The following is a 25,622-nucleotide window of genomic DNA, read 5'->3' as shown; positions in this document are numbered from 1 at the left end:
GTTATTAGCTAGCTACACTTTCCGCACTCAACCAATGCGAAAGCCGGTAAATTGTATTAACTCTATCGAAGACGTCTGACTCACCAAAGGCACCGATATCAAACCATTCTTTACGCCACAAACGGATATTAGTTTCCTATTTCCAAATCATCCCCCCTCAAAAAGGGGGGGCGGGCACGTTTTGCAAGGTAAATTTAATTAAGTCAATATATTCGATCTTGCCAATTTCAAACTTAATTGTTATTGAGAGAATTTTATTCTTATCGTGAATTTACACTTTTACTTATTTATTATTATCACAAACACTAGCACAATATATTATTAAAATATTAAAATGAATACTTTGACTTTCTAATAGATTTGCTAAACTCTACACTCCACCAAGTAAAATCCCCCGTTGGCAAGATACCAACGAGGGCAAAATGCCTCTTTATATTCGGGATAAGACTTTATTCTATCCAAACATTTTCATATACGGCACGTCAGAAAACATACTTCACCATTCCTTGTAGACGAACTGCATCACCCTCCTCGCCACTTTGTGTTCTACGACTGTGATAACCGGCCTCAACGCCATAGTTGATACGCTTAGCAGGTGACCAAATATAATTTAGGTAGATGCTTTCCGCTCTGTCGGTCGCTAGCGAAGACATTGCACCCTGGCCAACTGCATCATCCAAGTCCACCGTTGCAATTCCATAGGCAACATTCACGTTTCCGGTACCAACCGAAATCGTCATTCCAACAGTGCCGCCAACACCCTTAATTCCCTCTACAGAGCCGCTAGCGTCAATAAATCCGGAACCACTAGGTGACCCGTAAAGATAGCCCCCCAACCCATCACCATGAGTAAATGCGCCCCTAAGGGTAAATCTATCCGTCACCTTTGAAGCAGCCTCAAAATTTACTCCCCAGCCCAGAATACTTTCATCGCTATTACTAGCCGAATTGTAATATGCGATCTCTCTTAAAACCGTGGAGACGCCATAACTAATAGCGCCATAACGATCTCCATACCGAAGAGTTAAATCGGGATATCCATTCTTTAACTCATCATCAGTACTGGGGCTATTAGTCATATCAACATTGCTTCCGATGTTTCCGGGGTCCTCCAATGCTATGGATAATCCACCGCTCGTATATCGCAACTGTGCTTGGCGTGTAATGTTCCCCTGTCCAAACTGAGCAGTGAAATCAACAACCGGCGTAAAACCCAGGAAACCTCCAAAATTCGTCCATGTTTGCCCTGCAAGAACTCCATTCCATTCACCATATGCATGTCGCAGTCGGAACTGACCGCCTCCACCTCCGTAAAAATCGCCCTCGATAGTTGTGTTGAGCGTGCTTCCGGCGACGGGAGTGGAAGTCTTAAACCCTAATCGACTTTCAAAGGCGTGAAGATTAGCATGCCCCTCCGCTCCCTCCTGACTGTCGAGGGAAATTAGACGGTGGGTAACAGTAGGTCCAATATACCCGTCAACGTCATAAATCATGTCGAGCTTCGCATATCCATAAATGCTAGCCTTCATATCAGCCACATCTAGTTCAAAGGCAGATACCGAACATGTAGAAAACATAGTAATTGCTGCAAGGGCGCTTAGTTTATAGATATTGGTTTTGTTATAGTGCATTAATTATTTCCTTTTTGAAATTATTGAAACCTACTTGCATCTCAAACTTAATTTGTGATGCTCAAGCAATCGTAATGCACCCCTCTGATGGGCTCCCCTCTCAAAGGGGGGGGGGCGGCTTGATGCATATATTCGGTTTCAACGTATATGTCTAACATTTAGAAAATCTAGATCCGTACACTAATTTTTCAGGGCACCAAAAATTAATGCCCACTGCCGGAATAAATCGAATACCCACGAATTTAATTTCAACTTCAGAATATCAGTAGAACTGAGATAATGTCTTTTAGTCACGTAGCTTTTACTTATAGAAATACTGTCTTTATGGATTTTTGCAGTAAGCTATAAATTTCGTTATTTAGAATGACTAGTAGCTCAATTCGCCAAAATAAAACCAGCCACATCCTGTTTAAATCACCCCAAGTTCTTTTTTATGAATTTTTGGATTTCACCCACAATACCGCTGCGGAACGCCAGAACGGTTAGCACAAAGGTGCCACCCAGGATGGGGTCTACCCAGTCACGTAGCGGGCCCTGCGACAACAGATACTCTATGTTCACCACAAAGGTGGCGCCCACCACCGGTCCGAGCAGCGTGCCCATACCTCCAACCAGTGTCATCAGAATAACTTCGCCCGACATATGCCAATGGGCATCGTTCAGTGACGCCAGCTGGAACACCACGGATTTCATGGAGCCGGCCAGACCCGCCAGCGCGGCGGAGATCACAAAGGCCAGGATCTTGTAGCGATCCACGTTGTAACCCAGCGAGACCGCCCGAGGTTCGTTCTGCTTGATGGCTTTCAGGATCTGCCCGTACGGACTGCCGACAATGCGCTGCACCAGCAGGTAACAGGCGATAAACACCACCAGCACGAAGTAGTACATGTTGAGGTTGTCTTCGAGGTTAATCAGACCAAACAGCTCGCCCCGGGGGATGCCGTGCATGCCGTCTTCGCCGCCGGTGAATTCCGACTGCACAAAGAAGAAAAACACCAGCTGTGCCAACGCCAGGGTCACCATGGCAAAGTATATGCCTTGCCGGCGGATCGACAGTAACGCAAAGGCCAGCCCCAACAGGGTGGCCATGGCGGTACCGGCAATAATCCCCATCTCCGTGGTCAGGCCGGAGAAATTACTGAGCAGGTAGCCCGTGGTGTAGCCTCCGGTGGCCAGGAAGGCGGCATGGCCGAAGGACAGCAAACCGGTAAACCCGAACAGCAGGTTAAAGGCCACCGCAAACAAGGCAAAACACAGGATCTTCATCAGGAAGACCGGGTACATCACGAAGGGCGCGGCCAGCAGCAACAGCAGCAGAACGCCGTTCACCATCAATTTCTTGCGGTCCTGGATCTTTTGCTGCTCGACAATGGCTTTGTGGATATCGGCAGGATTAACAGGCTGGTTCATGATTATGCCTCCTTACCGAACAGGCCAGTGGGTCGGATCATCAGCACCACCACCATCACCAGGAAGATAACGGCCGAGGACGCCGGCGGGTAAAAGGTTTTGGTGAGGCCTTCGATCACGCCCATCAGGATGCCCGTGATAATGGCCCCGCCAATGGAGCCCATGCCCCCGATCACCACCACCGCAAAGACCACGATGAGAATGTTGGACCCCATCACCGGAGTTATCGAATAAATGGGTGCCGCCAGCACACCGGCGAATGCCGCCAGCATGACGCCGAATCCGTAGGTCAGGCTCACCAGCAAGGGTACGTTAATGCCGAAGCCCTGCATCAGCTGCGAGTCTTCTGTGCCCGCCCTCAAGTAGGAACCCAGCTTGGTTTTCTCGATGATGAACCAGGTGCCGAAACACACCAGCAGGGCCACCACGATCACCCAGGCCCGGTAGTACGGCAGGAACATGAAACCCAAGTTGATGCCCCCTTTGAACATATCCGGCATGGAATAGCGCAACCCGGACACTCCGTAGATGTTGGTGAGGACGCCCTGGATGATCAGGGCCGCCCCGAAGGTGAGCAGCAGGCTGTAGATGTGATCCTGACCAGCAATGCGCCGGAGCAGGAAGTATTCAATCAACAAGCCGAAAGCGCCAACCAGGACTGGGGCCACAAACAGAGCTACCCAGTAATTGACGCTCAGCAGGTCAAACAGAACCACGGTGACCAGGGCACCGAGCATATACATTGCGCCATGGGCGAAGTTGATGATTTTCAACAGACCGAAGATAACCGCAAGGCCGAGGCTTAACAGGGCGTAAAAGGCACCGTTAATAATCCCGATCACGAGCTGGCCGGACAGCACAGCAAGAGGAACGCCGAACACCATTGACATGCAACGGACTCCAAATCAGCTAATAAAAATGTATAGTCAAAAGTTATTCGAACCGACCGGCAAGGGCTCTTCAAACTCAATATTCAAGAGCCCATGTCGAAAAATTACCTGTTGTCGGTGACTAGAGGACAAACACTATTTGAAAGGGGACGGAACGCTTCCTCGGCAGGGATTGTGCGGACAATCTTATATAGATCCCATTCCCCTTGGGATTCCTCCGGGGTCTTAACCTGAGCCAAATACATATCATAGACCATACGACCGTCCTGACGAATCCTTCCGTTAGTTGCGAACATGTCGTTGATGGGGGTATTAATCATCTGAGTGCGAACGATCTGTGAGTCGTCGGAGCCCGTAGCTTCGACAGCATTAAGATAATGTATTGTGCTGGAGTAGATACCGGCATGGACCATTGTCGGACGCACACCTGTTTTTTCAAAGAATCGGTCTGCCCAAGCGCGAGCTTCCGGATTCATATCCCAATACCAACCTGTTGTGAGTTGGATCCCCTGAGCAGTCTCAACTCCAAGCGAGTGCACTTCTGTAAGAAAGAGCAGCAATGCTGCGAGTTTCTGGCCGGATTGAGTCAAGCCAAATTCGCCAGCGGTATTGATAGCGTTAATCGCGTCAGCTCCGGTGTTGGCTAGAGCGACCACATCTGCTCCTGAGGCCTGGGCTTGAAGGATGAATGAAGAAAAATCTGGTGTAGGAAACGGATGGCGAAGGGTCTTTATAACTTCACCTCCACTCGCCTCGACAACACTTGAAACCGCCGCTTCAAGTTCATGGCCTCCACTATAGTCGACAGTCAAAATGAACCATGACTCTCCTCCTTCCTCTACGACAGCACGGGCAGTTCCAACAGCTAACGGATATGTATCGTATACATAATGAATATGGTTCGGAGAGCAATGCTCATTCGTGATACTTGATGCGATTGAGCCCGACACGATGCCTAACTTATTATTCTCTTTTATAACTTCAATGGCCGCTAGAGATACAGAAGAGGCTACAAATCCCGCTACCATATCCACGTCTTCATTCTCTAACCACCGGCGCACTGTGCTTGAAGCCACGTCGGGGCTATTACGATCATCAGCGCTAACGATTTGGATATCAGCCATGCCAACCTTGCCGCCGAAATCATCCACCGCCATCTCCAGTGCAGCAAGGCCATTTGGCCCAACCAAATCTCGGTAGGTACCGGACATATCAGCGAGATAGCCAATTTTCACAATATCGTCAGAAATTTCTGCTTGCGCATCGCTAACGATCACTGCGGACAAAATCATCGCCAAGAAAGACTTTTTCATATTTATCATTTTTATATCTCCAACTAGGTCGCTCATTGTATTGTGGTTCAAAACTAGTGAGTTACTGCACGTCAATATTCCAAACTTCTTTTCCTATTGTTGGCTTTCGCTATACACAGAGATAATGATCCAGCAATGTCCTTTTAGAACTCAGCTCGTGTGAGTTAATCTCTTCCACAATCTGGCCGTACTCCAAAACGTAATGGCGATCTGCGAGGGACGCTGCAAAGTGAAAGTTCTGCTCAGCTAGAACGATTGTCAGGCCCTTTTTCTTCAAGGCCACCAACACCTCACCCAACGTTTCCACGATGACAGGCGCCAGACCCTCTGTAATTTCGTCAAGCAGGAGCATATTGGCGCCGGTGCGCAATATACGAGCCATGGCCAGCATCTGCTGTTCTCCACCGGAGAGCTTGGTACCCTGACTGAATCGGCGCGCATAAAGGTTAGGGAACATGGTGTAAATTTCGTCCAGACTCATGCCACCGCTATGAACCAACGGCGGTAGAGTCAGGTTCTCCTGAACGCTGAGGGACGAAAAAATACCTCGATGTTCAGGACAATAGCCCACACCCAGTCGGGCTATACTATGAGGAGCACACTTTGTAGTTTCTTCTCCATTAATCATGATCGAACCGGTGCGGCGCCCCACCATATTCATGATCGCTTTAAGTGTTGTACTCCGACCCGATCCATTTCGGCCTAGCAAAGTGACCAACTCACCACGATGCACCACTAAATCGACACCATGGAGAATATGGGATTCACCATAAAAGGCATTCAGACCGGAAATTCGGAGTTGCTCGTATTTGGTCCCCTGACTCTGGCTCATGAGACTGCCCCATAATTGGAGGCTTTGAGAGGTGACGCACTCCGCTCGCCACTACCATCATGCCCCATATAAACCTCACGAACTCGCCGGTCCTCGGATACGGCCAGGTAATCCCCCTCAGTCAGAACGGCGCCTTGGGCTAGTACCGTAACTCGGTCGCAAAGCTTGCTTACGACACTGAGGTTGTGCTCCACCATCAGCACGGTGCGACCCTTGGCAGCTTCACGCACCAAATCCACCACACGATCGACATCTTCCGAGCCCATACCTTGAGTCGGCTCATCTAACAACAACACTTGGGGATCCATCGCAAGCGTTGTAGCCAACTCAAGCCCACGCTTACGACCATAAGACAGCTCAATAGCAGTGGTATGGGCAAACTCGGCAAGACCGACCGACTCAAGCAGTTCCATACAACGTTTATTCAAATGCTGCAAAGAACTGCCTGATCTCCAAAAATTAAAGGAATAACCATCGCTCGCCTGCAGAGCCACGCGGACGTTTTCGAGTGCGGTCATGTAAGGGAAAACAGCAGAGATTTGAAAGGATCGGACAATACCCTTGCGTGCGATAGCGGCCGAATTTAGGGCAGTGATATTTTCGCCCTTATAAAGAATGCTCCCCCCAGTGGGAGTAAGAAACTTGGTTAATAGGTTGAAGACTGTTGTTTTCCCAGCACCGTTAGGGCCAATTAAGGCATGAATATCGCCCTGCCGAATTTGTAGATCGACATGATCAACGGCCTGAAATCCCCTAAACTTCTTTACGAGGCCTCGGGTTTCCAATACATATGGATTACTCATTTCTTGCCTACCATTTTTGTTTTTGAACTTTGTCCAAAGTATCTTCATAAATCACATGACACCCCCCCCAAAAGAAGGGGCCGCGTAAAGATTTTCCAATGGCCATCTACTTTGCCCACTCTTCATCGTGAATCTTGTAGCTTTCTGCCTCAGTCGATAGTTTCGCCTCCCAACACAAGAAGTGTGAGTGGTGTATCGTCCTGTCGATGATCGGCACCTCCACGTTGTCGTCGTGGAAGAACTCGCCCCAACTGATGAGGTTCTTGGTGGTGGTCAGGATGATCGACCGGTATTCGTAAAGGCTATCGATCAGCTGGAGCAGGTTGTAGCGGGCCTGCTGGGTTGACCTGCCCACACCCGACGAGCTGATGAACACCAGGTTTTCCGTTCGTCGAGGAACTGCTAATCCAGCAAGGAAAGTAGCTGGCTCTGTGGCCTGGGGGCTACAGCCACTCCGAGGTGGATCAAAATTAATGGCTAGTAGTGGGTTTCTTTAAATGGCCGCTAACTAACAAATTAGAGAACGGACGAATAATCCTCCGCCGATTTAAATCGATGGTGATCCTTCAACAAAGCTTAAATAGGTAAAAGCGGTAGCGACACGTCCATTTGGCACTAGCTAATAAATGAAAGAAGCCTATACTTCTGGGGACATAAGTTCAGATCTCAGTATCGCCAATACCGATTAAGGAAAAAACTGGAAACCGCTCATCTTCATCCGTGGTGAATGCTCGTTATATGTAACTGTCCGGTAACCTCATCTTGAGTCAGGTGCTGCTGCCGTCAGGATAACCAATTAAGCGTAACCAAACCCTATCAACGCCGTCGCCGCTTCTCCCGGGAATTCAAAGCTGAGATTGTTGCCCAATGCCTGGAGCCCGATGCATCAGTTTCCAGAATTTCTCTGGATAATGGCCTCAATGCTAATATGGTCCAGCGTTAGATAAGCGAGGTGCGCTGAGGGTCTATAGCACCATCCACATCGAAATTCCCCACACTGGCGGTGCGGTCATGGTGGAGTAGCCTGCGGAGCAGGCCCATCAATGTGCAACTTTGCTGCGGGATCTATTGGGATGATCCGAATCGACGAGATCTGGCTGGCCACCGAGCCCCTGGCGGGGCCTCCAGTAATGACCCTGATCCAGTCAGCCGAGCTGAACGGGCATGATGCGTATACCCTTATCTGGAGGATGTACTGAGCCGCCTGCCGACGCAGAGGAACAGCGCCATCGAAGAGTTATTGCCCCACAACTGGAAGTCGGCTATACCTGACCAGGTGTGATCAGCGGCCGCTTGCCGTTATGTTTTGGAACACCCAATCACTCTGACCTTTCGCCTCTAAGATTCTGATATCAATCAGAGAGATTGGATTTGTTATACAAACCTAGCGGTCCCAAAATATTGTCATTGTGCTCACCCAAATCAGGTATACTACCAACCACCTGCTTAGTGAGACTAAACTTAGGTGCGGGTGCAGGCTGCAGCACTCCGTCGATACGAATGAAGCTTTCACGCGCCTGATTATGAGGATGATTTGCAGTCTCAGAAAGATTCAAAATCGGAGCGAAACAAGCGTCTGTTCCCTCCAAAAGCGAACAACATTCAGCCTGCGTTCGGGAGCCAAAAAACGCTGACATCTTCTTCTTCGCTATCTGCCAGCAACTCTTATCGTATTGGTCTACAAAGTCTGGATCATCGCTAAAACCACAAATAGAAATTAGCTTTTGGTAAAAATTAGGCTCTAATGCTTGAACGGTAACAAAGCGATCATCGGCACACCGATAAGTGCTGCACCACGGAGCCGCACCACTGAAAAAGTCATTACGGTCGCCATCACTAATGACTCCTTGTTCCCTCAAACTGGCCAGAAGCATCATGTTATAAATTACACCATCAGAAATAGCCGCATCAATCACTTGACCTTGGCCAGTTTTATTGACATGAAACAGTGCAGATAGGATACCGAGCGCCAAAGACATGCTCCCTCCCCCCACATCACCCTGCAAAGTTGGCGTCGGGAACGGAATATCCCCTGGCAAACCGCCGTAAACAAGAGCTCCTGTGATGGCAGAAAAGTTCAGGTCATGACCGGCCGAAGGCGCCAGCGGTCCCGTCTGTCCCCATCCAGTCATCCGACCGTAGATTAGTTTTGGATTTTTTTCGAGGCATACCTCTGGTCCAATCCCCAATCTCTCCATAACGCCAGGGCGGAAACCCTCCACGAGCACATCAGCCTTTGCAACTAAACTCAAAGCAGCCTCAACATCACTACATTTGCTGAGGTTTAGTGTGATTGACTTCTTACCTCGTTTAAAAAATGCAGCCTTTCCCATCAAAGTGGGATCAACTGTTGCAGCGTTTGAATTCATCACTTTGCGTTCAATTAGCACAACTTGGGCTCCCAAGTCAGCTAACAGCATACCCACTATCGGTGCTGGACCAATCCCTGCAAACTCTACAACTTTGACTCCCTCAAGAGGCCCCATAAAAACTCCTAATATTCCGAGATGTTTTCGATCGAAATGGCATTTAATTCAGCAGTATTACTTTACTCTCGCGACCCAAAATACTAACCAAAAATAAACAACCTTCCCCCCCTCGAAAGGGCGGGACAGGGACGGAAGGTTAATTTATCAGTTTTAGACTATGCGCCCTTTTTAAGGCTTGAGTTCGGCTGGAAACGCCCAATTTACTGTATAGGTTTTTTAGGTGCCATTTGACAGTACCCTCGGATATTCCTAATAGGTTCGCAACTTCCTTATTAAATAGACCATCCCCAATTAGTTCCAGAATCTCACGCTCCCTTTCAGTAACCTCTGATGCACTCAAGAGTTCGAGATCAGAAATGTCAGATGGTAACGAGTCAGATTCAAGGTCTTTTTCAAAATTGCCTAACAATTTTGGTACAGGTTCCATATTGTTTACTAAGCCTTCAATATAAGGCATCAACCGCATTTCGTGTGCGTCTAAACTTGAAGCAATATTTTTTAGAAGACACTGCCCACCTTGAAGTTCATCTGCAAAGGTTCTAAACATGCCTTGCGCTTGACCTAGTGCGAGTGCTGGAATTAAGCTTTTCTTAGCCGCCTTGGTTTGGCCAATTTTCCACTCTCCAAGCGCAGCCAGCATTCTGAATTTAGCACTACGATAAAGCGCACCCTGACGGTCTAGAACAGTAATACGCTCATGCAACTCCTTTATAAAACCCTTGGATGGTTGATTAAGGAGTTCAATTCGTGCCTTCGATATTAGCCAATCATCATGTAGGAGTTCTTTAGCAATAACATCCGGATTCACGGTCTCAAGATACTGTTCAAAACGCCCTAGCTCTCTAGTTGCTGATATTCCATCACCCTCCCATATATCAGACTGAATACGCTCTGCATAGCAGTGGCCCTCCAGTCGGACCCACCCTCGTTTCATGGCAACCTTTTCGAGCTTATCCAGTAATATCCAAGATTCTGCTTTTTCTCCGCGCAGCTTACTTATTCGAGCAAGAAGCGAATAAATGGTTTGTGCTGTTATCAATAGGCAGGCGTCCAAAGAGCCCGTCATTGCAGATGCCAATAATTCCTCCGCCTCCTCTATTTTGTTACGCTCATAGCAAAGCTCGGCCAAGCTCGCGATGGCTGTCACAGAAGCCATCGAACGCCGACCGGCGATTTTCTCAGAAATCGCTAAAGACTCTCCTAGCAATGCTTCAGCTCTATCTAAGCGTCCACGCCAGAACCAGGCCAAGCCTTCAAAACTTTTTCGGTATCCCTCACCGAAGTGAAGCTTATTGGTCAATCGAGCTGCTTGCCGCTGTACCTCAACTATCTCATCAAAGCGCATTTGATGGAGATAAATATAGCCTAGGACATTGAAGACCACTTCGTACTCAAATCTATTGAGCTCGCTAGGCGCTTCCATCAATGGCTCCGCAGAGCGCCTAGCGTCTTCCAATCGGTCCTCAAGTAGTGCAAGTAGCGATGACGTTGTCTGTATTTGTTTTTGCAAATCCTCTCTTCTTTCCATCAAATCAACATCATCACTTTTCTGCAAATCAGACTCTAACTCATGAAGCAAGCCATGAATGGGAGGAAGCTCCATCATTAGCATCTGAGCCCGGACGATTGCCAAGCGTATGTCAATATTCTTGCTCAACTCATGCTCTGGTATTTGCTTTCCCCAATTGACCAGTGTGGCCGTTCGGCTTTTTTCTAGCATTTCCGATGCACAGCGTTCGATGAACGTTTTAGCAAGATCTGAATTACCAATGGCTAAAGCGTGACTCACTGCTTCAGACCACAACTCATGAGCGACGAACCAGTTGCAAGCAAGACGATGAAGGGCTAACACCTCCTTTTTACCTAACTGACCCAAACGTTCTCGAAGAAAATCAGAAAATAACCGATGAAGCCGGAACCACTCATTATTGTCATCAAGCGAAAATATAAACAAATTCAACCGAGACAATTTCTCTAAAAAGGCATTCCCATCGCTTACCCCACCAACCACCTGACATAGCGATACGTTGAAGCGCTCTAAAATTGAGCAGCGTACAAGGGCTTCCTCACAATCTGAAGGTAATAGTTCCACTAATACCTCATGGAGGTAGTTTTTAAGATCCTTCGATCCGCTTGCAAATTCATTAAGGAATTGTTTTGGTTCTTTGCGAAGCCTTGGTGACAAAGCCGCCATTTGCACGCCGGCAACCCATCCCTCGCTAACTTCGTAAAGCAATCTCGCGACGTTCTTAGGTAGATCCAACTCAACAACTTCGTTTAGAAAAATCTCAAGCTCACTAAAATCCATTCGAAGATCAGAGACACCCAAGATTAACAATTGGTTTTCCAACTTCAGCTTAGATAGACGTATGGGAATTTCGGATCTGGTTGCAATGATAATATGGAGATTTTCGGGTCGATTCTTTATCAGACGCAACATTAGCGAGTGAATTTCAGGATTAGTAATGCAGTGGTAGTCGTCAAATGTAAGTAGGATTTCCTCACGAGAGGCCTCTAACTCGGCGAGCAAAATCGATTCAACAACTTCAATCGATGAAGATAGTTCAGAGTTAATCGCTAAAATAGATTCATTGCAGAAATTCGACTTCGTTATTGACAGTGAGGCAATGAGATATGATAAGAATCGCCTTTCTGAGTTGTCTTCTTCTGAGAGACTTAACCAAGCTACAAGCTTATCTTCACCTCGATACTTGTCCGCCCATTGGCCAACGAGTGTAGTCTTTCCATACCCTGCAGGCGCCTGGACTAGTGTCAAAGCATGCTTCATGATTGCCGGGGCAAGACTCTCCAGCCGTTTTCGGGAAAAGAGAGGCTGAGACCTCCTTGGCGGCGAAAGTTTGGTCGGAATCAACGGCAGGCGCCAATTCGAACTCAGATGATGTCGCATGCCTCTTAGATCTTGTTTTTGCCTCATTCCAGCCCACCAAATATAGCGCCTATTAAATTTACACGCTTATTATCGATTAAGCGCAAACTTGCCCATGCCAATGATACAATCGTGTGCAGTACTTTTATTCCACCGGAAGGGATTGGCCAGTTTTTCGTTGTGAACCTTGATACACTTCTTAATCCCTGGCTTCGATTCACCAACGCTGGTTAAATTTCCTCGATAAAGTTCGCGCCGATCCAGTTGACCAAACCACTTATCAACCTCATTCAACCACGACGCGCTGGTTGGGGTGAAATGCACCTTGAACCGAGGATTCTTGGCGAGCCAGGCTTTGACCTCCGAGGTGTTGTGAGAAGAGTTGCTATCTAGGATGACATATAGCTGCAGATCCTGCGGGGCTTCCCAATCGATCTGTCTTAAAACATCTAAAAATTCCAAGGCGTGATGACGCTGGGTGACACGGCCAATCACTTCGTCCGTCAAAATGTTGAGGTCCGCGTAAAGGCTTGTCGTGCTATGTTGCTCGTAATCGTAAGTATGACGCTCAACTTGGCCTGGCTTGAGCTGTAGATTTGGGTGTGTTCGATCGAACGTCTGAATTTGGGTCTTTTCATCAACAGAGAGGACCAGCGCATTGTCCGGCAGATTCAGATAGAGGCCGACAATGCCACAAACGTTCTCGAGAAAATACGGATTATTCGTGATTTTAACGTAATGAGCCGTTGCGGCTTCAAATTTAACGCATTCTTCAGCTGATGCACTTGCCAACACGCCCCCCCGGCATGTTCGCGTGAGGCTGATACTCCAGTGCAAGGCTTGTATCGGAACCTGGTGAACCGTGTGCTCATAAATTTTGACGTCTCCACGGTTCAGTTTTCGGTGCTGGCTCAGGCGCGGGGAATCATAAAACCCTTTAAAATCATGCACACTGTAGCGCTTGCGCCACTTGAATACCATCTGAGTGTTAACCTGAAGCAAGCTTGATATCCTTGGGACCGTCTCGCATGCATTCCCTAAGAAATGAAGACTGACACGATGAACTAGGCGTTTGATCAAAGTGCTGGCTCGACACCCGCCATTGAGTTTCAATTGACCGTATAGGGTCAGATTGAATGGAGCTATCGGCATGGGCACAATCGAATACCTCTCTTACTGACAGAAAAATTTCTATCCTAGCTCATATTAATCAGACGGCGCACTAAATCATCCTGTAGAGTTGGGGAACGACAACACAAAAGCTTCAGGCTCAAATAATCCAATTGATCCATTGAGCCAACAGGTTGACAAGCTTGAGTTGCCATGGCGGGACATTTTATATGCGCCCCGACATGGCCCATGCTAAGTTTGTACTATTTAGAAAAAATATTTACTACAGCTGTAGCTTCCTCAACTCCGTAAATGCCGCCGCCATTTTCTTGAATGGCGATTTGAGCATCTTCGACTTGCCTTTTTCCAGCCTCGCCTCTCAATTGCGTCACTAGCTCATAAACTTGCCCGATTCCGGTTGCGCCAATCGGGTGCCCTTTGGATTCCAGACCGCCCGATGGATTGATGGGAATTCGGCCTCCTACAGTGAACTCGCCAGCTTCAGCAGCCCACCCAGCCCCACCGTATGGCGCTAGCTGGAGATTCTCGGCCTGTATTATTTCCCCCATCGCAGTCGCATCGTGAACCTCGGCAACGTCAACATCGCTTGGAGCAACGCCAGCCTTTTCATAAGCATCTTTAGCAGCTAAAGCAGTTAGGTGATTTTCAAAATCATCGAAACTTCTATCTGAGCTAGATCGCACAATACTGGCAAGCAGCCTAATGGCTCTTGAGCTTTCCCCCTTAAGCCTCTTTAGCCCCTCGGCGCTACACAAAACCGCAGCCGCCGCGCCATCCGAAATCGGAGCGCACATCGGCAATGTAAGTGGGTAGGTTATAGGCGGCGCAGCCAAAACCTCCTCGATAGTATACGCAACCTGATACTGCGAGAGAGGATTATGAACAGAGTGTCGATGGTTTTTTGCGGATACGGCAGCGATTTGTCTTTGGGTCGTTCCGAATGTTTTCATATGGAAACGGGAGAACGCTGCATACACATCCATAAACATGGAATATGGTCTAGGGGACTGAGAGCCCTCCGGGCATTCGACTCCCTCCCCCATCTTTAAGAGGATGTCCCGGTTATCACTCACGGTTTCAACATCCCAAGCAGAGTCAAACGCCGAAAACATTTTTGCCTTATCAGGGCTGTTCATTTTCTCTACGCCCACAGCAATTGCGATGTCACAAGACCCGCTCCTAATAGCGTTCTCGGCCAAATGAAGGGCTGTGCTAGCAGATGCGCAAGCCCCCTCAAGGTTAAAGATAGGAATGCCCTCAAATCCCATCGACCGCAAAGCAACGTGACCAGGAATCATATGTTGATCATGCATTAAACCGATAACGCAAGAGGCGAAAAATGCTTGCTTTACATCAGCCTTGCTAGCTCCAGCATCAGTAAGCGCCTGCTCGATAGCCTCTCTCGCCAGTTCCTTATAACTATGATCAAAATGACGACCAAATTTTGTCATACCAACGCCGGCGACAAAAATATCTTCCATTATATTTCTCCGAGATTAGAACTTTTAAATCACAAATTTGACATTTATTGTCACTATGATTTATGACTTTTTTACCTTGCTATTACGAAATTTTCCGTTCACCTTTCCAGTATTTTTCACGCACTTTCCTACGTAAGACCTTACCAACCACACTAGTAGGAAGCTGGTCGACAATCATTAGAGATTTTGGTGCTTTGTACCCACCAATCAGACCTTTAACATGCGCAACTAATTCATCTTCACCTACATCAAAACCTTCGCGTAAAGTAACCTCAGCATGAACCGCCTCGCCCCATTCTTCATGCGGGATACCAACAACTGCCGACATTAAAACTGAAGGATGGCTATTAAGTGCCGCTTCGACTTCATTAGCATAAATGTTAAAGCCACCTGAAATAATCATATCTTTTTTTCGGTCAACCAAGTAAATAAACCCTTCATCATCCATATAACCAAGGTCGCCCGACTTCCAAAATCCGTCCTTAAACTCATTGGCGGTTTGCTCCGGAGCATTCAAATATCCGAGACAGATACTTCGGGAACGTAGCCAAACCTCACCGGTTTCTCCCTTGTGGACCTTCTCACCTTTTTCGTTCACGATTATGCACTCAACGCCAGGGGTCGGCTGCCCAGCTGAACTAAGCCTAACCTCATCTTCTTCTTTATTAATCAAATGCTGACTCGTCCCCATGTTCGATGCAAAACCAAAATGTTCGGTAGAGCCATAACACTGAACAAAAATATTCCCAAGTTTTGCTTGCAACTGTTTAAGCTTTCCGGGACTCATAGGCGCGGCGCCATAGATCACAAACTTCAGGGAACTCAAATCTGTATCGATCTCAAGCATACGGTAAAGTATCGTCGGAACAAGAAACGTGAGCGTCGCTTTTTCTTTTTCAATATTTTTGCAGTATAGTTTCAAGTCCGCTTCATTTTGTGTAATGGTGCAACCACCAGAATACAACGTTGGCAAAAATAACATACCACTCCCGTGACTTATTGGTGCAATATGAATGCATCTGGGATTTCTGATCCATGCCTCCTTATCTTGCAAGGCAAATGCTGTATCACGGCAGCTAAGCCAGTTATCAATGCTGTACATTGCCGGCTTACCCTTACCTGTGGTACCTCCTGTAAAGCGAATTATTGCGCAATGTTCTCTGTCATCAACAACTATATCTGGGTTATGATCCGAAGCCTGGTTAACCAAATCCCAGAAATAGAAAACACCATCAAGACTTTCTTTAGGCTCATCCATTACAATCACAGTAACATCTCTACCTCGTAACATCTTGTAATGAGAGTCGAGGAGCTCATTTTCAATAAACGCCACCTTGGCACCAGACGCTTCAACTTGCCAAGTATGTTCTTCCAAGGAATCTCTGAAGTTTGTAAAAGCTCCGGTCACACAACCTTTAAAAATAGTAGGAGCGTGAAGTAACGAAAGATTGTCGTTATCCAAAATATTAACGAACCTATCACCAGCACCTAGCCCTAACGACGTCATCATGTTTACAATTCTATTAGTCAGTGCATGAAACTCTGCGAAGGTGTATCGCCTATTACGCTCAATATTTACAATAGCTTCACATTCACCATATCGATTTGCCAAATTTTCCATGTGATTACTAAAATTAATTTTCATGAAAATTCCTCACTTGTTAGGACTTATTTTTATATAAGCTATGGTCTCAGGCCCTTGTTTAATTGAAAACAGCAAAATAACTATTTTTCAACTAACGTTGAGCGAAACTCTATAGCGTCAGAAGACTCATTTTTCTGAACCTTTACTTCTCCCGAATTGACCAGAAAAATTAAGTGTGCAAATGTTTCCTCGAGTGCGAGGCAGCGACCGAAGCCTTTCACCGCGCCCCAACCTACAAAAGATATCAATTCATCTGTAGTCAGCCATTGATCAAGCTTTCGAATTAACTTTCTTAACAGGTTGTGATGATGCTCTAAAATCACGTCAACCCTAGCTATTGCATTGAAAAATATCCTTTCATGCGCTGGTAAAACTAAATAATCTGGGTTAACCCATGACTTTAGATCGGTTAAGCTTTCGAGCCAATTTTTTATAGGATTGTCATTTAAGCTTATTATATTCGTACCTACATGAGGCGTTATGCCTGGAAGCACTTGGTCCCCAGAGATAAATATTCCTAGCTTGTCGTTTTTAAGACATATATGCTCAACGGAATGACCAGATCCGGACCAAATATCCCAATCATTTTCGCCTATAATTATAGATTCGCCTTTTTCAATTATTTTTACTTTCTCTGGGAGAGGACCATAAAGGTTATCCATTACTCTTGCGTATTTCTTTAACTCAGGTATTTCTGTATTCGAAACCCCCAAAGTTCTATAGAAAAAGTCATCCTTTTCATGGTCACTGGATAACCTGCTAAACTCGTCACGCCTGGCTTTGGAAATTTCATTCTCGGAGGCATAGACTGGTACTTGGAAATGTTGCTGAATCCAGCCGGAGAGGCCAATATGGTCAGGATGACAGTGTGTAACCAACAATCCAGTGAGCTTTTTTGGCTCAGGTAGTTTTTGTACTATTTCTTCCCAAATTTCCCGATTAGCATCCGAACTTGGGCCACTATCAATGGCAAACCAACCGCCTTTATCTTTAATCAGATAGATATTTATATGGTCAAGCTTTGAGGGAATTGTAAGCCTTGTCCAGAGCAGACCAGCACTGATAGAAACCAGCTCTCCAAATTTAGGAGGAGCTATATTTATTATGTTTCCCTGAGCAACGCTTCTATTGGTGGTATGCACAATTTATCCCTCAACGAACTGTTAAATTTTATTTAATTAATTTAAAAAGAGCCCCCCATTTTGGAGGGCTAAAGGGACACATCCTTTTACCGCTATTTCGCCTGCATAACTGTTGCAGCATCAAGACGGATATAGCGACCATTCATATATCCGTTTTCAACTAGAAATACGCAGGCTGAAGCAAACTCATCAACATTACCCATCCGTTTGGGTGCTTCGCACATTTCGATCAAGGCATTTTTCACCTTTGAATCCAGCGCATCTACCATCGGAGTTGCGAATAATCCTGGGGCAATTGAATTGACTCGAACACCGATTGAACCTAGTTCACGTGCTGCTGGAATATTGATTCCGTTAACCCCGGACTTGGAAGCGCCATAAGCGCACTGTCCAAGCTGTCCCTCCCAAGCAGCGCCCGATGAAACGTTAATAATGACGCCCCGTTCACCATTTTGATCCGGTTCATTCAGTGCCATCTTTTCTGCACACTTAGCCATTACTGTATATAGGCCCACTAGATTGACGTTTATTACATTTCTAAAATTATTGATCGAGCCCGCAATTCCATTTTTATCGAGAATCTTTTTTGGGGCTACAATCCCCGCCGCATTTATGTCCACATGGATTGCGCCAAATTTTTGGATCGTTGCGCTAATCGCGGCATCCACATCGTTCTCTTCGGTGACATCAGTGGCTATAAAAATCGCGTTTTCATCACCGAGCTCTTCTACAGCACTCAGTCCGGCTTCTCGGTTCATATCTAGTAAAGCGACCTTTGCCTTTTTCTTTTTCACAAGATAGCGCGCAGTTGCTAGCCCTAGACCCGATGCACCTCCGCTAATCACAACTACTTTATTTTCCAAATTCATGATCTACTCCTGTTTGAATATTTGAGACCTAAATGTGAATTAGTAACCTTTGAATTGAGGCCTTCGCTTTTCACTAAATGCATTAAGGCCTTCCATAGCGTCATATGAACGCATGTGGCGTCGGAAGAGTACCTGTTCATGCTCCAACGCAGCGTGAAGAGCCTTGCTGCCTGTTTCATTCGCCACAGTTTTCATACGTTGAAGCGCAATTGGGCTTTTCTCTGCGATTAACTCTGCAATCCTTTGTGTTTCAGCTCGCAGGGAATTAAGATCCACCACTTGATTCACAAATCCGTAAATTTTCATTTCTTCTGCAGAAAGCGTGCTACCGGTGAAAAGCAGAAATTTCGCTACGTTAAGAGGAATGATTCTTGGTAAAACTGCTGCGCCGCCAGCTCCAGGGTATACGCCGTAGTTGGCGTGCGCGTCTCCGATTCTTGCGCAATCAGCCGCAACCACGATGTCCGCACACATGGCGGTTTCAAGGCCTCCAGCCATCGTGATGCCGTTCAAGGCCGCGATTACCGGCTTAGGGAAGTCACGAAGTACATTCAAAACGCGCTCAGTTAATCGATCGATAAAATCCGCTTCTCCGGGTTGTAAGCGAGCAGAATTAAGGATCTCTTTCAGATCTGCTCCGGCGCAAAAGGCTCTCCCCTTTCCAGTCAAAACAATGACTTTTACGGCATCATCATTAGCGATCCTGGGCAAAATCTCTTCAAACTCATCCAGCATCTGCAGATTGATCGCATTCATTTCATTCGGGCGGTTTAGATTAATCCACCCAACGGGTCCAGATTGCTCATAAAGTAAGGCACTGTTCGTCATTTGATTACCTCGCCAAGTCATCTTGTTTTGGTGGCTTTTTAACTGAAGGCCGGTACACCAGTTAGTGATCGGGCGATTAACAGCTTTTGGATTTCAGTCGTTCCATCTGGAATAGGGCCAATTATTGCCTCCCTCGCTAGTCGCTCTACGATGAACTCTTTAGTAACACCATTACCGCCGTGGATCTGAACCGCATCTCGACAGGCCTTTACCGCGATTTCTGTGCTAAACCACTTTGCCATCGCACACTCTTTGTCACACCGCAAACCTTGATCAATCATTTCTGCTGCCCTGAGCGTAAGTAATCGAGCGGCATCAATCTGCGTAGCCATGTTGGCAATTTTCTCTGCAATCAGCTGATGACCTGCAATCAATTTCCCATGTTGAGATCGGGTTTGACTGTATTTAATTGACTCTTCCATCGCCCGTCTTGCAATCGAATAGCCCCACGCGGCCATGTGACACCGGGCACGCTCAAAGGTTACTAGCGTGTTCTTTAATCCCTGCCCGATCTCCCCGACAGTGTTCTCGACGGGTACGCGTACATCCGCGAGGAAAATTTGAGAGGTTGATTGTCCGTTCAACGCCATTTTAGGAATGCCACGCACTTCGAGGCCCGGTGTATCTGCCTCGATAAGGATGTGTGTCAATTCGCCTTCGCCGGTCTTACAGGTGCATACGAAGATATCCATATGCTCTCCATTGGAAATCCACGTTTTCTCTCCATTAATGACCCAATAATCCCCATCACGGACTGCACGCGTCTTTGCAGCAGCAACGTCCGAACCGACGTCAGGCTCAGATATCCCCATGCTTATGAAAACTTCACCAGAGAGCAGTCCAGGGACATATTTTTCCTTCACGGAATCAGAAGCATTTCTGATTAACATGTCTGCGCCGGAAACATTGATAAGGATTGGTAGCGCCAGATCGATTGCACTGACACCAACCTCCTCCCACAAGCGCAAATGTGTGACCCAATCCATCTCTAAGCCCCCCCACTGTTCTGGGAACGGCGCTCTGATCAGACCATATTCTGTCAACGTTTTGATGAAGCCCTTCATCATCTCTTTGGGAATAAACTTTTCACCGTGGGCTCTCAATTTTGGCTCAATCTCAGCGTCGAGAACCTTCCTCAAGCCGTCCGTGGCCATTCTTTGTTCTTCTGTCATCTGCATGGTCATAAAATCGCCTTTCTAACTAAGGGAGAGCTATCGTTGGCAGCTCGGGTTTGTTGGATATTTCTAACCGTATCTCAATCGTTTTGGCTTCACCCCCCTCAAAAGCGGGGGTAGGGCCAATGATCAATTTTCTAGATACTTAGTTTTCTAAGAGGCCTGTTATCAACAACGGTCGATTAGCCAGCTCGTGGGCGTTCCCAGGACATCCGGGGGTGCAGTAACTCTGCTACGGCAAGACAAAACTAGCAGAGGGCGCGGGAATTCCAGGCCTTATCAGCTTTGACAATCCCAATTGCTAGATAGCGTCATTTTTTGGTAGGCGTTTCTGGAACATATGAAACGACCGGAAGGGGCGGTCCCTGGCTTGGCCAGTGCAGGTATTCAGATGGTCACTAACCGTCAAACCATCGCGTTTATCGGCAGATCAGTGCCTTACACCTCAATTTTCATAACTTGCTTTTTGGCGGCCCTGGACTTGGCTATTATCAGGCTGGGAAGAGATCATCCGAGAAATTTTCCAGTGCCCTGCTGATCAACCTCGTTTTCGCCACAGGATTATTCGGTATTGGTCTCTCCTACCCGTTCTTCAGCTGGTATGTTCTGACGGTGACGGACCTCACTGCGGTAATCCCGGTACTCAGCAATGCTCTAACCCACCTGCTAGCCTTCTGTCCGACTATCATGGCACGGCTAATATTCTTTCTTGGCCAGACCGTGCCATTGCTACTTAACGCGGCAGACCAGAATACGAGAAAAAGCGAAGCCGCCGGTAGTGCTACAGCCTTGAGCACAATCGGCAATGTTGTTGGCTGCCTGCTGACGTCTTCGGTGCTGATGTACTTTCTTGGTGTGGGCTACTCCATCTTCTTTAATTGCGCAATTCTGGCCATCTGCGCTCTGCTGGTGATCAGTCCCGATCGATCTCCCATGAATTCCGCCCTGATTGGCGTTGCTGCTGAGGTGAATCACAAGAAGGTTTATCGGCTTTACCGGGAGGCAGGCCTGGCCGTCCGCAAACGCAAGCGCCGTAAAGGTGTGATGGTGGAACGACAGCCCCTGGTGTTGCCCGATGCACCGAATCATACGTGGTCCATGGACTTCGTGATGGATTCCTTGGCCAACGGGCGCAGGATCAAATGCCTGACTATCGTGGATGACTTCACCAAGGAATGCCTCGACATTCCCGTGGCCATGGGCATCTCGGGTGAACAGGTAGCCCGTACCCTGGATGGCATTGCGGCCTTCCGAGGCTACCCGAAAGCCGTTAGAACCGACCAAGGGCCGAAATTCACTGGCAAAGCACTCGATCAATGGGCCTACCGTCATGGCGTTGAACTGAAGCTGATTCAGCCCGGAAAGCCGATGCAGAATGGTTACGTCGAGAGCTTTAACGGAAAATTCCGGGATGAGTGTCTGAATGAACACTGGTTCCGAGATCTCGCACACGCCCGGGAGAAGATCAGCAATTGGCGCTTGGACTACAGTGAGCAGCGTCCGCATTCATCCCTGGGGTATCAGACACCCCTGGAGTTTGCCTCCGCTCTCCGACTTGGCAAAACTGATTCAGCAGTAACGGACATTACTAGGAAGCAGTTGGATTAAAGACTGGGGGCAGGTCAGGCATTATCTATTCACGCCCCCAACAAGATGCGTTCACCTCATCGCTGCCTATGTTTGCTGACATCACTCTCATCATTCTACACACGCGAGGCAATTAAGGCAGGCTGTGCAAACGAGCGGAATTACCAATCGGGTGACGGCGCATACTTTTCGCCACGCTTTTGGTACTGAGATCCCGAAGTGATATCCGAACGGTTCAGGAGATCCGCGGCCACAGCGATATTCGCACGACTGAAATCTACACCCACGTTATTGGCGATCGACGAGCTGGAACAGTTAGTCCATTTGACCGTTTGCTAGGTTCTTGAAGAATGACCAAGCGCTCAACTAGGCAGACAGAGCCGAGGATTACAGGCGCCATGAATGTTCGCTTTTGTTTAATGGCAATCCTTTCAGCCACCTATATCTAGGTCATCTACGCTACGCATAATATGAAGTTATGGTGAAGCCTCACTCGTCTACGATCGCTCGTACGGCCTCCAGAACGGGCTCAGGATTGAGACCGCGAACCAGCCAGTCTCTGGGGCTCAACCGTCCGTTGCCGACGTCCAGATCCAAGTGGGGCGTGACCATAAATCGAGTCAACACGAGCTGAGGGAGTGTTGCACCCGCGACCGTCAGAAGATCCGACAAGTGCGGAATGGTGCCCGTCTCGGTGAATTGCCAGGCTGGAAAGTGCAGAGCCCCGGAGCTCAGCTCGAACGCAGACAGCTGGGGAGGAGCCTGGTGAGCCTGGTTCACCACGGATGCTTGTGACAGACGAAGCCGCGAGGCCACAGTCGCGGTATCGTGAGCGGTCTGTATGAGCGCCCGACACGCTTGGATGAGGGCTTCGAGATTCTCCCTTTGACGCCGACGATGGACGGCCGGCGGTTCGTCCAGGCCGCGAGCGCCCCCGCGTCGGAGGATCTCCCGTTCCGTGGCTGAAAGGCCGCTTGGATGGGGGCTCGGGGCCTCCGACTTAGGTTCTGAAGTGGAATCTACCTCCGCGGCGAGGATCTCACGGATACGCGCTTCGGCGATGCCCAGCCGCCCCATCAAAGCAACCTCATCGGAACTGAGATCCAGCACGCGGTTTTCGGCGGGCATCACTCATTCTCCAGTTGCCGTTTTGCCCAGCGTTCCAAGTCATCAGCGTAAAGGTAACCCAGACCGCCGATGGCAAGTGTCGTGAGCACGAACGCGGAGTATCCCAACAAGCCTGCCAAAAGATTCATAACTGGCCCTCTTAATTGCGCGAGTGTCGTGGTTCATCCTCATCTTACGACGCTTTGGGAGAATTCTCACTTCGATCATGGTGCCGACACCGTTGAAGCGTTGGTTGGCCGTAGAATGCAGATGGCCATGGATTGCGAAAGCGTTCAGAATCTGGTGCTTTAATGTATTTCACAACCTATCACGTACCTGAGCTCAACGGATCTATGAAACACGTTGTTGTTTGTTTTCACCTTACAGTCATTGCCGCCTTGTTGGCTATCAGCGGAGCAGTCACCGCCGGCATCGTAAAACAATCGACAAGCGGTTTGTGTCATCCACCGGAAAGCAGTTGGTATGACCGCACTCAGAACTTCACGCCGTTCGATACCGTTGAGGCGTGTCTGGGCGCGAAAGGGCGGCTGCTGAGAGGAATATCGATTCAGGCGAGGGGTGAGGCAAAAAAGCCCGTAGGTGAGCCCTCAGGCGCTCAGGGCGACTATCGGCGGCCGGCTTTCGGCCATGGCTGGGACGATGCGAATGGTGATTGCCGTAATTATCACTGTGCGCGAGCATGAGATTATTTGTTGACAGCAAGCCAGCTCTTTTGTATTGTCATCAAAAAGCACTATGTGATAATTATGATAACTGTTCAAAAAGTTACTGGCATTGAACTAACGCCCTCCTTACACATCTCCAGCTATTTTTTTTGGCATCGAAAAAAACCTCTGTTGGCTCCCACACTTTTCGCCTTAAGTGAATCTATGCGCGGCGCATCAGAGAACACAGTTAGAAGCTACAAAGACCGATTAAGGACTTTTTTCACAGCATTGGAGGATTGGAAAGGAGTGGACCAATGGAACGCTCTTACTGATCGAGATATCTCTGCTTATGTCCATAGTTACCTCATTCAAGAGAAAGGATTAAAACGAAAATCAGTCGAAAATCACACTGCAGCACTTAACCGGTTCTACCGGTTTTCAAGATCCATCGGGCTGATAGAAAATATTCCAAACTTTGAAATCAACCTGTCAAATTTTGATTTTAAAACATCAACGCTCTCAGCAGATTCGATCGCAAAATTACGGGAGACACACATTTCCGAGGACGATTTTCAAAATACTGTACTACCAGCGTCTCAATTAATTTCAAAATCAACCTTTACCAGGCAAAGGGCAGAACTAGTTCTAATGCTTGGTTATTATGCGGGATTGAGAGCGCGAGAAATTATCGATCCGAGAAATCTCGATACAACTGTCCTGGAAGCCAAATTAAATGCGAGGTCAACACTCAACGCCGCAATCGAAATCGAAATTATAGGAAAGGGCGAAAAGTTGAGAACAGTTCCCTGTCCGCCACGGTTAGTGTCATCTATATCAAAGTTTATAAATGGAGAGAGGGGGAAGCTTCCGCCTGGCCCCTTAATTTGCAAAAAAAATGGATCATGGCTCGGAAGCTCAGACCAATTACCTAGCGATGTATTCGCGTTTTGCCGAAGCAAAATCCTCAGCACTGAAGGAAGGTCAGACATTGCCTGGGGCAGAAGTAGATTCCATACACTCCGAAAATGCTACGCCACGAATTTAGTGAGTTGGAGTTACGAAAATGGCTTCGACCCTTGGGTAATCGTTCCCGAATATATGGGTCACACCGACAAGCAAACCACGTTCATATATGTCTTTTTTGACGCAGTTATGAATCAAAGAAATAATATATTAAAGAAACTTGCGGGAAACGATAGAAAGTTACCACCTTTTAATAATCAATATAAATAGCGGGCGGGCCAAACTTGTTAAACCTCACTGAAAGTACCTCAAGCATTATAGTTGAGATATCCAGAGGCCTGTACTCAACCAATGTAGATGGAATTAATAGAACTTTTGAAATAAAATCGGAGCTGATCGGCTACATTGTTATCAGAGCGTGCCTCAAATATTTGTGTTCTGCGAAATTTGCAAATTTACGGCCTTCGACAAGAAGAAACGAGTTTTTGAAGATTAGGAATTTTTTTGATTATTTAGGAACCCTAGATTATCCTGTTGCTCTAAGCGCAAAAACACTTTTATACCCGAACTACTTCAATTACCTAAAAAACAAAAAAACGGCGACTACGAATTCGATTCGTAGCGAAGTAAATATTGTCTCAAAAGCCCTTAAATATTTCTTATCACAATCATCGAATCAAGGCGATATAGGAATAGCTCAAAGATTGATTCCAACCAATCGCGCTCTGAAAAAACCTTCGCCTAAAAGGCCAAAATTGTCAATGAGCGAGA

21 protein-coding genes and 3 pseudogenes are annotated in these 25,622 nt (G+C 47.4%); 6 read left to right on the top strand and 18 right to left on the bottom strand.

Translation table 11 applies throughout. The features are described from left to right. Positions 1-482: 482 nt before the first annotated feature. From ASQ50_RS13325 to ASQ50_RS21460, 7 genes are all read right to left on the bottom strand, one after another. Positions 483-1,631, bottom strand: coding sequence for a DcaP family trimeric outer membrane transporter (locus ASQ50_RS13325; protein ID WP_058091421.1), 1,149 nt, complete (start codon positions 1,629-1,631; stop codon positions 483-485). A gap of 414 nt (positions 1,632-2,045) precedes the next feature. Further along, the gene (locus ASQ50_RS13320) at positions 2,046-3,041 is read right to left on the bottom strand and encodes a branched-chain amino acid ABC transporter permease (RefSeq protein ID WP_058091422.1); all 996 of its coding nucleotides are present in this window, start codon (positions 3,039-3,041) and stop codon (positions 2,046-2,048) included. Positions 3,042-3,043: 2 nt separating this feature from the next. Further along, a complete protein-coding gene (locus ASQ50_RS13315; protein ID WP_058091423.1) occupies positions 3,044-3,931 on the bottom strand; it encodes a branched-chain amino acid ABC transporter permease in 888 nt (295 codons plus the stop codon). A 104-nt stretch (positions 3,932-4,035) separates the two neighbouring features. Then, positions 4,036-5,253 carry an ABC transporter substrate-binding protein gene (locus ASQ50_RS13310; protein ID WP_058091424.1) on the bottom strand — a complete coding sequence of 406 codons (1,218 nt, stop codon included), beginning with the start codon at positions 5,251-5,253 and terminating at the stop codon, positions 4,036-4,038. Positions 5,254-5,353: 100 nt separating this feature from the next. After that, positions 5,354-6,076: an ABC transporter ATP-binding protein gene (locus tag ASQ50_RS13305; RefSeq protein WP_058091425.1), complete on the bottom strand. Its 723-nt coding sequence runs from the start codon at positions 6,074-6,076 to the stop codon at positions 5,354-5,356. Continuing rightward, positions 6,073-6,879 (bottom strand): ABC transporter ATP-binding protein, encoded by an 807-nt coding sequence (locus ASQ50_RS13300; protein ID WP_058091441.1) that lies wholly within the window; start codon positions 6,877-6,879, stop codon positions 6,073-6,075. The genes ASQ50_RS13305 and ASQ50_RS13300 overlap by 4 nt, the downstream gene beginning before the upstream one ends. 106 nt (positions 6,880-6,985) lie before the next feature. Continuing rightward, on the bottom strand, positions 6,986-7,255 hold the full coding sequence (locus ASQ50_RS21460; RefSeq protein ID WP_058091426.1) for an ATP-binding protein: 270 nt from the start codon (positions 7,253-7,255) through the stop codon (positions 6,986-6,988). Positions 7,256-7,708: 453 nt separating this feature from the next. Here ASQ50_RS21460 and ASQ50_RS21815 point away from each other — a divergent pair. Then, a pseudogene (locus tag ASQ50_RS21815) lies at positions 7,709-7,822 on the top strand (transposase); the annotation flags it as partial. A 184-nt stretch (positions 7,823-8,006) separates the two neighbouring features. Then, a pseudogene (locus ASQ50_RS21235) lies at positions 8,007-8,161 on the top strand (transposase domain-containing protein); the annotation flags it as partial. A gap of 70 nt (positions 8,162-8,231) precedes the next feature. Here ASQ50_RS21235 and ASQ50_RS13290 read toward each other — a convergent pair. From ASQ50_RS13290 to ASQ50_RS13250, 9 genes are all read right to left on the bottom strand, one after another. After that, complete coding sequence (locus ASQ50_RS13290; RefSeq protein WP_058091427.1) at positions 8,232-9,365, bottom strand: CaiB/BaiF CoA transferase family protein; 1,134 nt, start codon at positions 9,363-9,365, stop codon at positions 8,232-8,234. A gap of 139 nt (positions 9,366-9,504) precedes the next feature. Then, a complete protein-coding gene (locus ASQ50_RS13285) occupies positions 9,505-12,303 on the bottom strand; it encodes a LuxR C-terminal-related transcriptional regulator (protein WP_082888491.1) in 2,799 nt (932 codons plus the stop codon). A 42-nt stretch (positions 12,304-12,345) separates the two neighbouring features. Next, a complete protein-coding gene (locus tag ASQ50_RS13280; protein ID WP_197492691.1) occupies positions 12,346-13,257 on the bottom strand; it encodes an IS630 family transposase in 912 nt (303 codons plus the stop codon). A 371-nt stretch (positions 13,258-13,628) separates the two neighbouring features. Next, positions 13,629-14,867, bottom strand: a complete 1,239-nt coding sequence (locus ASQ50_RS13275; RefSeq protein WP_058091429.1) for a thiolase family protein — start codon at positions 14,865-14,867, stop codon at positions 13,629-13,631. A gap of 82 nt (positions 14,868-14,949) precedes the next feature. Further along, positions 14,950-16,512 carry a class I adenylate-forming enzyme family protein gene (locus ASQ50_RS13270; RefSeq protein ID WP_058091430.1) on the bottom strand — a complete coding sequence of 521 codons (1,563 nt, stop codon included), beginning with the start codon at positions 16,510-16,512 and terminating at the stop codon, positions 14,950-14,952. An 80-nt stretch (positions 16,513-16,592) separates the two neighbouring features. Further along, positions 16,593-17,654, bottom strand: coding sequence for an MBL fold metallo-hydrolase (locus ASQ50_RS13265; protein WP_058091431.1), 1,062 nt, complete (start codon positions 17,652-17,654; stop codon positions 16,593-16,595). Positions 17,655-17,746: 92 nt separating this feature from the next. Next, positions 17,747-18,523 (bottom strand): SDR family NAD(P)-dependent oxidoreductase, encoded by a 777-nt coding sequence (locus ASQ50_RS13260; protein ID WP_053114417.1) that lies wholly within the window; start codon positions 18,521-18,523, stop codon positions 17,747-17,749. A 39-nt stretch (positions 18,524-18,562) separates the two neighbouring features. After that, positions 18,563-19,351 (bottom strand): enoyl-CoA hydratase/isomerase family protein, encoded by a 789-nt coding sequence (locus ASQ50_RS13255; protein ID WP_058091432.1) that lies wholly within the window; start codon positions 19,349-19,351, stop codon positions 18,563-18,565. A gap of 38 nt (positions 19,352-19,389) precedes the next feature. Beyond that, positions 19,390-20,535, bottom strand: a complete 1,146-nt coding sequence (locus ASQ50_RS13250; RefSeq protein WP_053114414.1) for an acyl-CoA dehydrogenase family protein — start codon at positions 20,533-20,535, stop codon at positions 19,390-19,392. A 957-nt stretch (positions 20,536-21,492) separates the two neighbouring features. Between ASQ50_RS13250 and ASQ50_RS21055 the strand changes: the two are divergent. Then, positions 21,493-22,134, top strand: a pseudogene (locus tag ASQ50_RS21055) (IS3 family transposase); the annotation flags it as partial. Positions 22,135-22,313: 179 nt separating this feature from the next. Then, positions 22,314-22,460 carry a tyrosine-type recombinase/integrase gene (locus ASQ50_RS21050; protein WP_227507720.1) on the top strand — a complete coding sequence of 49 codons (147 nt, stop codon included), beginning with the start codon at positions 22,314-22,316 and terminating at the stop codon, positions 22,458-22,460. 142 nt (positions 22,461-22,602) lie between these two features. Here ASQ50_RS21050 and ASQ50_RS21045 read toward each other — a convergent pair whose 3' ends face one another. Together ASQ50_RS21045 and ASQ50_RS21650 are read right to left on the bottom strand one after the other, a co-directional pair. Next, positions 22,603-22,929: a hypothetical protein gene (locus tag ASQ50_RS21045; protein WP_156510011.1), complete on the bottom strand. Its 327-nt coding sequence runs from the start codon at positions 22,927-22,929 to the stop codon at positions 22,603-22,605. A 311-nt stretch (positions 22,930-23,240) separates the two neighbouring features. Continuing rightward, on the bottom strand, positions 23,241-23,369 hold the full coding sequence (locus ASQ50_RS21650) for a hypothetical protein (RefSeq protein ID WP_264754018.1): 129 nt from the start codon (positions 23,367-23,369) through the stop codon (positions 23,241-23,243). Between the two features lie 162 nt (positions 23,370-23,531). Between ASQ50_RS21650 and ASQ50_RS20570 the strand changes: the two genes are divergently transcribed. Then, positions 23,532-23,924 carry a hypothetical protein gene (locus tag ASQ50_RS20570; RefSeq protein ID WP_197492690.1) on the top strand — a complete coding sequence of 131 codons (393 nt, stop codon included), beginning with the start codon at positions 23,532-23,534 and terminating at the stop codon, positions 23,922-23,924. Positions 23,925-24,110: 186 nt separating this feature from the next. Next, positions 24,111-25,121, top strand: a complete 1,011-nt coding sequence (locus tag ASQ50_RS20565; RefSeq protein ID WP_197492689.1) for a tyrosine-type recombinase/integrase — start codon at positions 24,111-24,113, stop codon at positions 25,119-25,121. Positions 25,122-25,622 lie beyond the last annotated feature (501 nt).

The organism is Marinobacter sp. LQ44 (genome assembly GCF_001447155.2).
Classification (GTDB): Bacteria; Pseudomonadota; Gammaproteobacteria; order Pseudomonadales; family Oleiphilaceae; genus Marinobacter.
Note: the sequence above shows the minus strand (reverse complement) of the source record. Positions and strands in the feature narration are given on the sequence as shown.

Excerpts from the sequence above, each read along its gene's own strand:
- ASQ50_RS13325 (WP_058091421.1), bottom strand. The coding sequence starts at position 1,631 with ATGCACTATAACAAAACCAATATCTATAAACTAAGCGCCCTTGCAGCA.
- ASQ50_RS13320 (WP_058091422.1), bottom strand. The coding sequence starts at position 3,041 with ATGAACCAGCCTGTTAATCCTGCCGATATCCACAAAGCCATTGTCGAG.
- ASQ50_RS13315 (WP_058091423.1), bottom strand. The coding sequence starts at position 3,931 with ATGTCAATGGTGTTCGGCGTTCCTCTTGCTGTGCTGTCCGGCCAGCTC.
- ASQ50_RS13310 (WP_058091424.1), bottom strand. The coding sequence starts at position 5,253 with ATGATAAATATGAAAAAGTCTTTCTTGGCGATGATTTTGTCCGCAGTG.
- ASQ50_RS13305 (WP_058091425.1), bottom strand. The coding sequence starts at position 6,076 with ATGAGCCAGAGTCAGGGGACCAAATACGAGCAACTCCGAATTTCCGGT.
- ASQ50_RS13300 (WP_058091441.1), bottom strand. The coding sequence starts at position 6,879 with ATGAGTAATCCATATGTATTGGAAACCCGAGGCCTCGTAAAGAAGTTT.
- ASQ50_RS13290 (WP_058091427.1), bottom strand. The coding sequence starts at position 9,365 with ATGGGGCCTCTTGAGGGAGTCAAAGTTGTAGAGTTTGCAGGGATTGGT.
- ASQ50_RS13285 (WP_082888491.1), bottom strand. The coding sequence starts at position 12,303 with ATGAGGCAAAAACAAGATCTAAGAGGCATGCGACATCATCTGAGTTCG.
- ASQ50_RS13275 (WP_058091429.1), bottom strand. The coding sequence starts at position 14,867 with ATGGAAGATATTTTTGTCGCCGGCGTTGGTATGACAAAATTTGGTCGT.
- ASQ50_RS13270 (WP_058091430.1), bottom strand. The coding sequence starts at position 16,512 with ATGAAAATTAATTTTAGTAATCACATGGAAAATTTGGCAAATCGATAT.
- ASQ50_RS13260 (WP_053114417.1), bottom strand. The coding sequence starts at position 18,523 with ATGAATTTGGAAAATAAAGTAGTTGTGATTAGCGGAGGTGCATCGGGT.
- ASQ50_RS13255 (WP_058091432.1), bottom strand. The coding sequence starts at position 19,351 with ATGACGAACAGTGCCTTACTTTATGAGCAATCTGGACCCGTTGGGTGG.
- ASQ50_RS13250 (WP_053114414.1), bottom strand. The coding sequence starts at position 20,535 with ATGACCATGCAGATGACAGAAGAACAAAGAATGGCCACGGACGGCTTG.
- ASQ50_RS21650 (WP_264754018.1), bottom strand. The coding sequence starts at position 23,369 with ATGAATCTTTTGGCAGGCTTGTTGGGATACTCCGCGTTCGTGCTCACG.
- ASQ50_RS20570 (WP_197492690.1), top strand. The coding sequence starts at position 23,532 with ATGTATTTCACAACCTATCACGTACCTGAGCTCAACGGATCTATGAAA.
- ASQ50_RS20565 (WP_197492689.1), top strand. The coding sequence starts at position 24,111 with ATGCGCGGCGCATCAGAGAACACAGTTAGAAGCTACAAAGACCGATTA.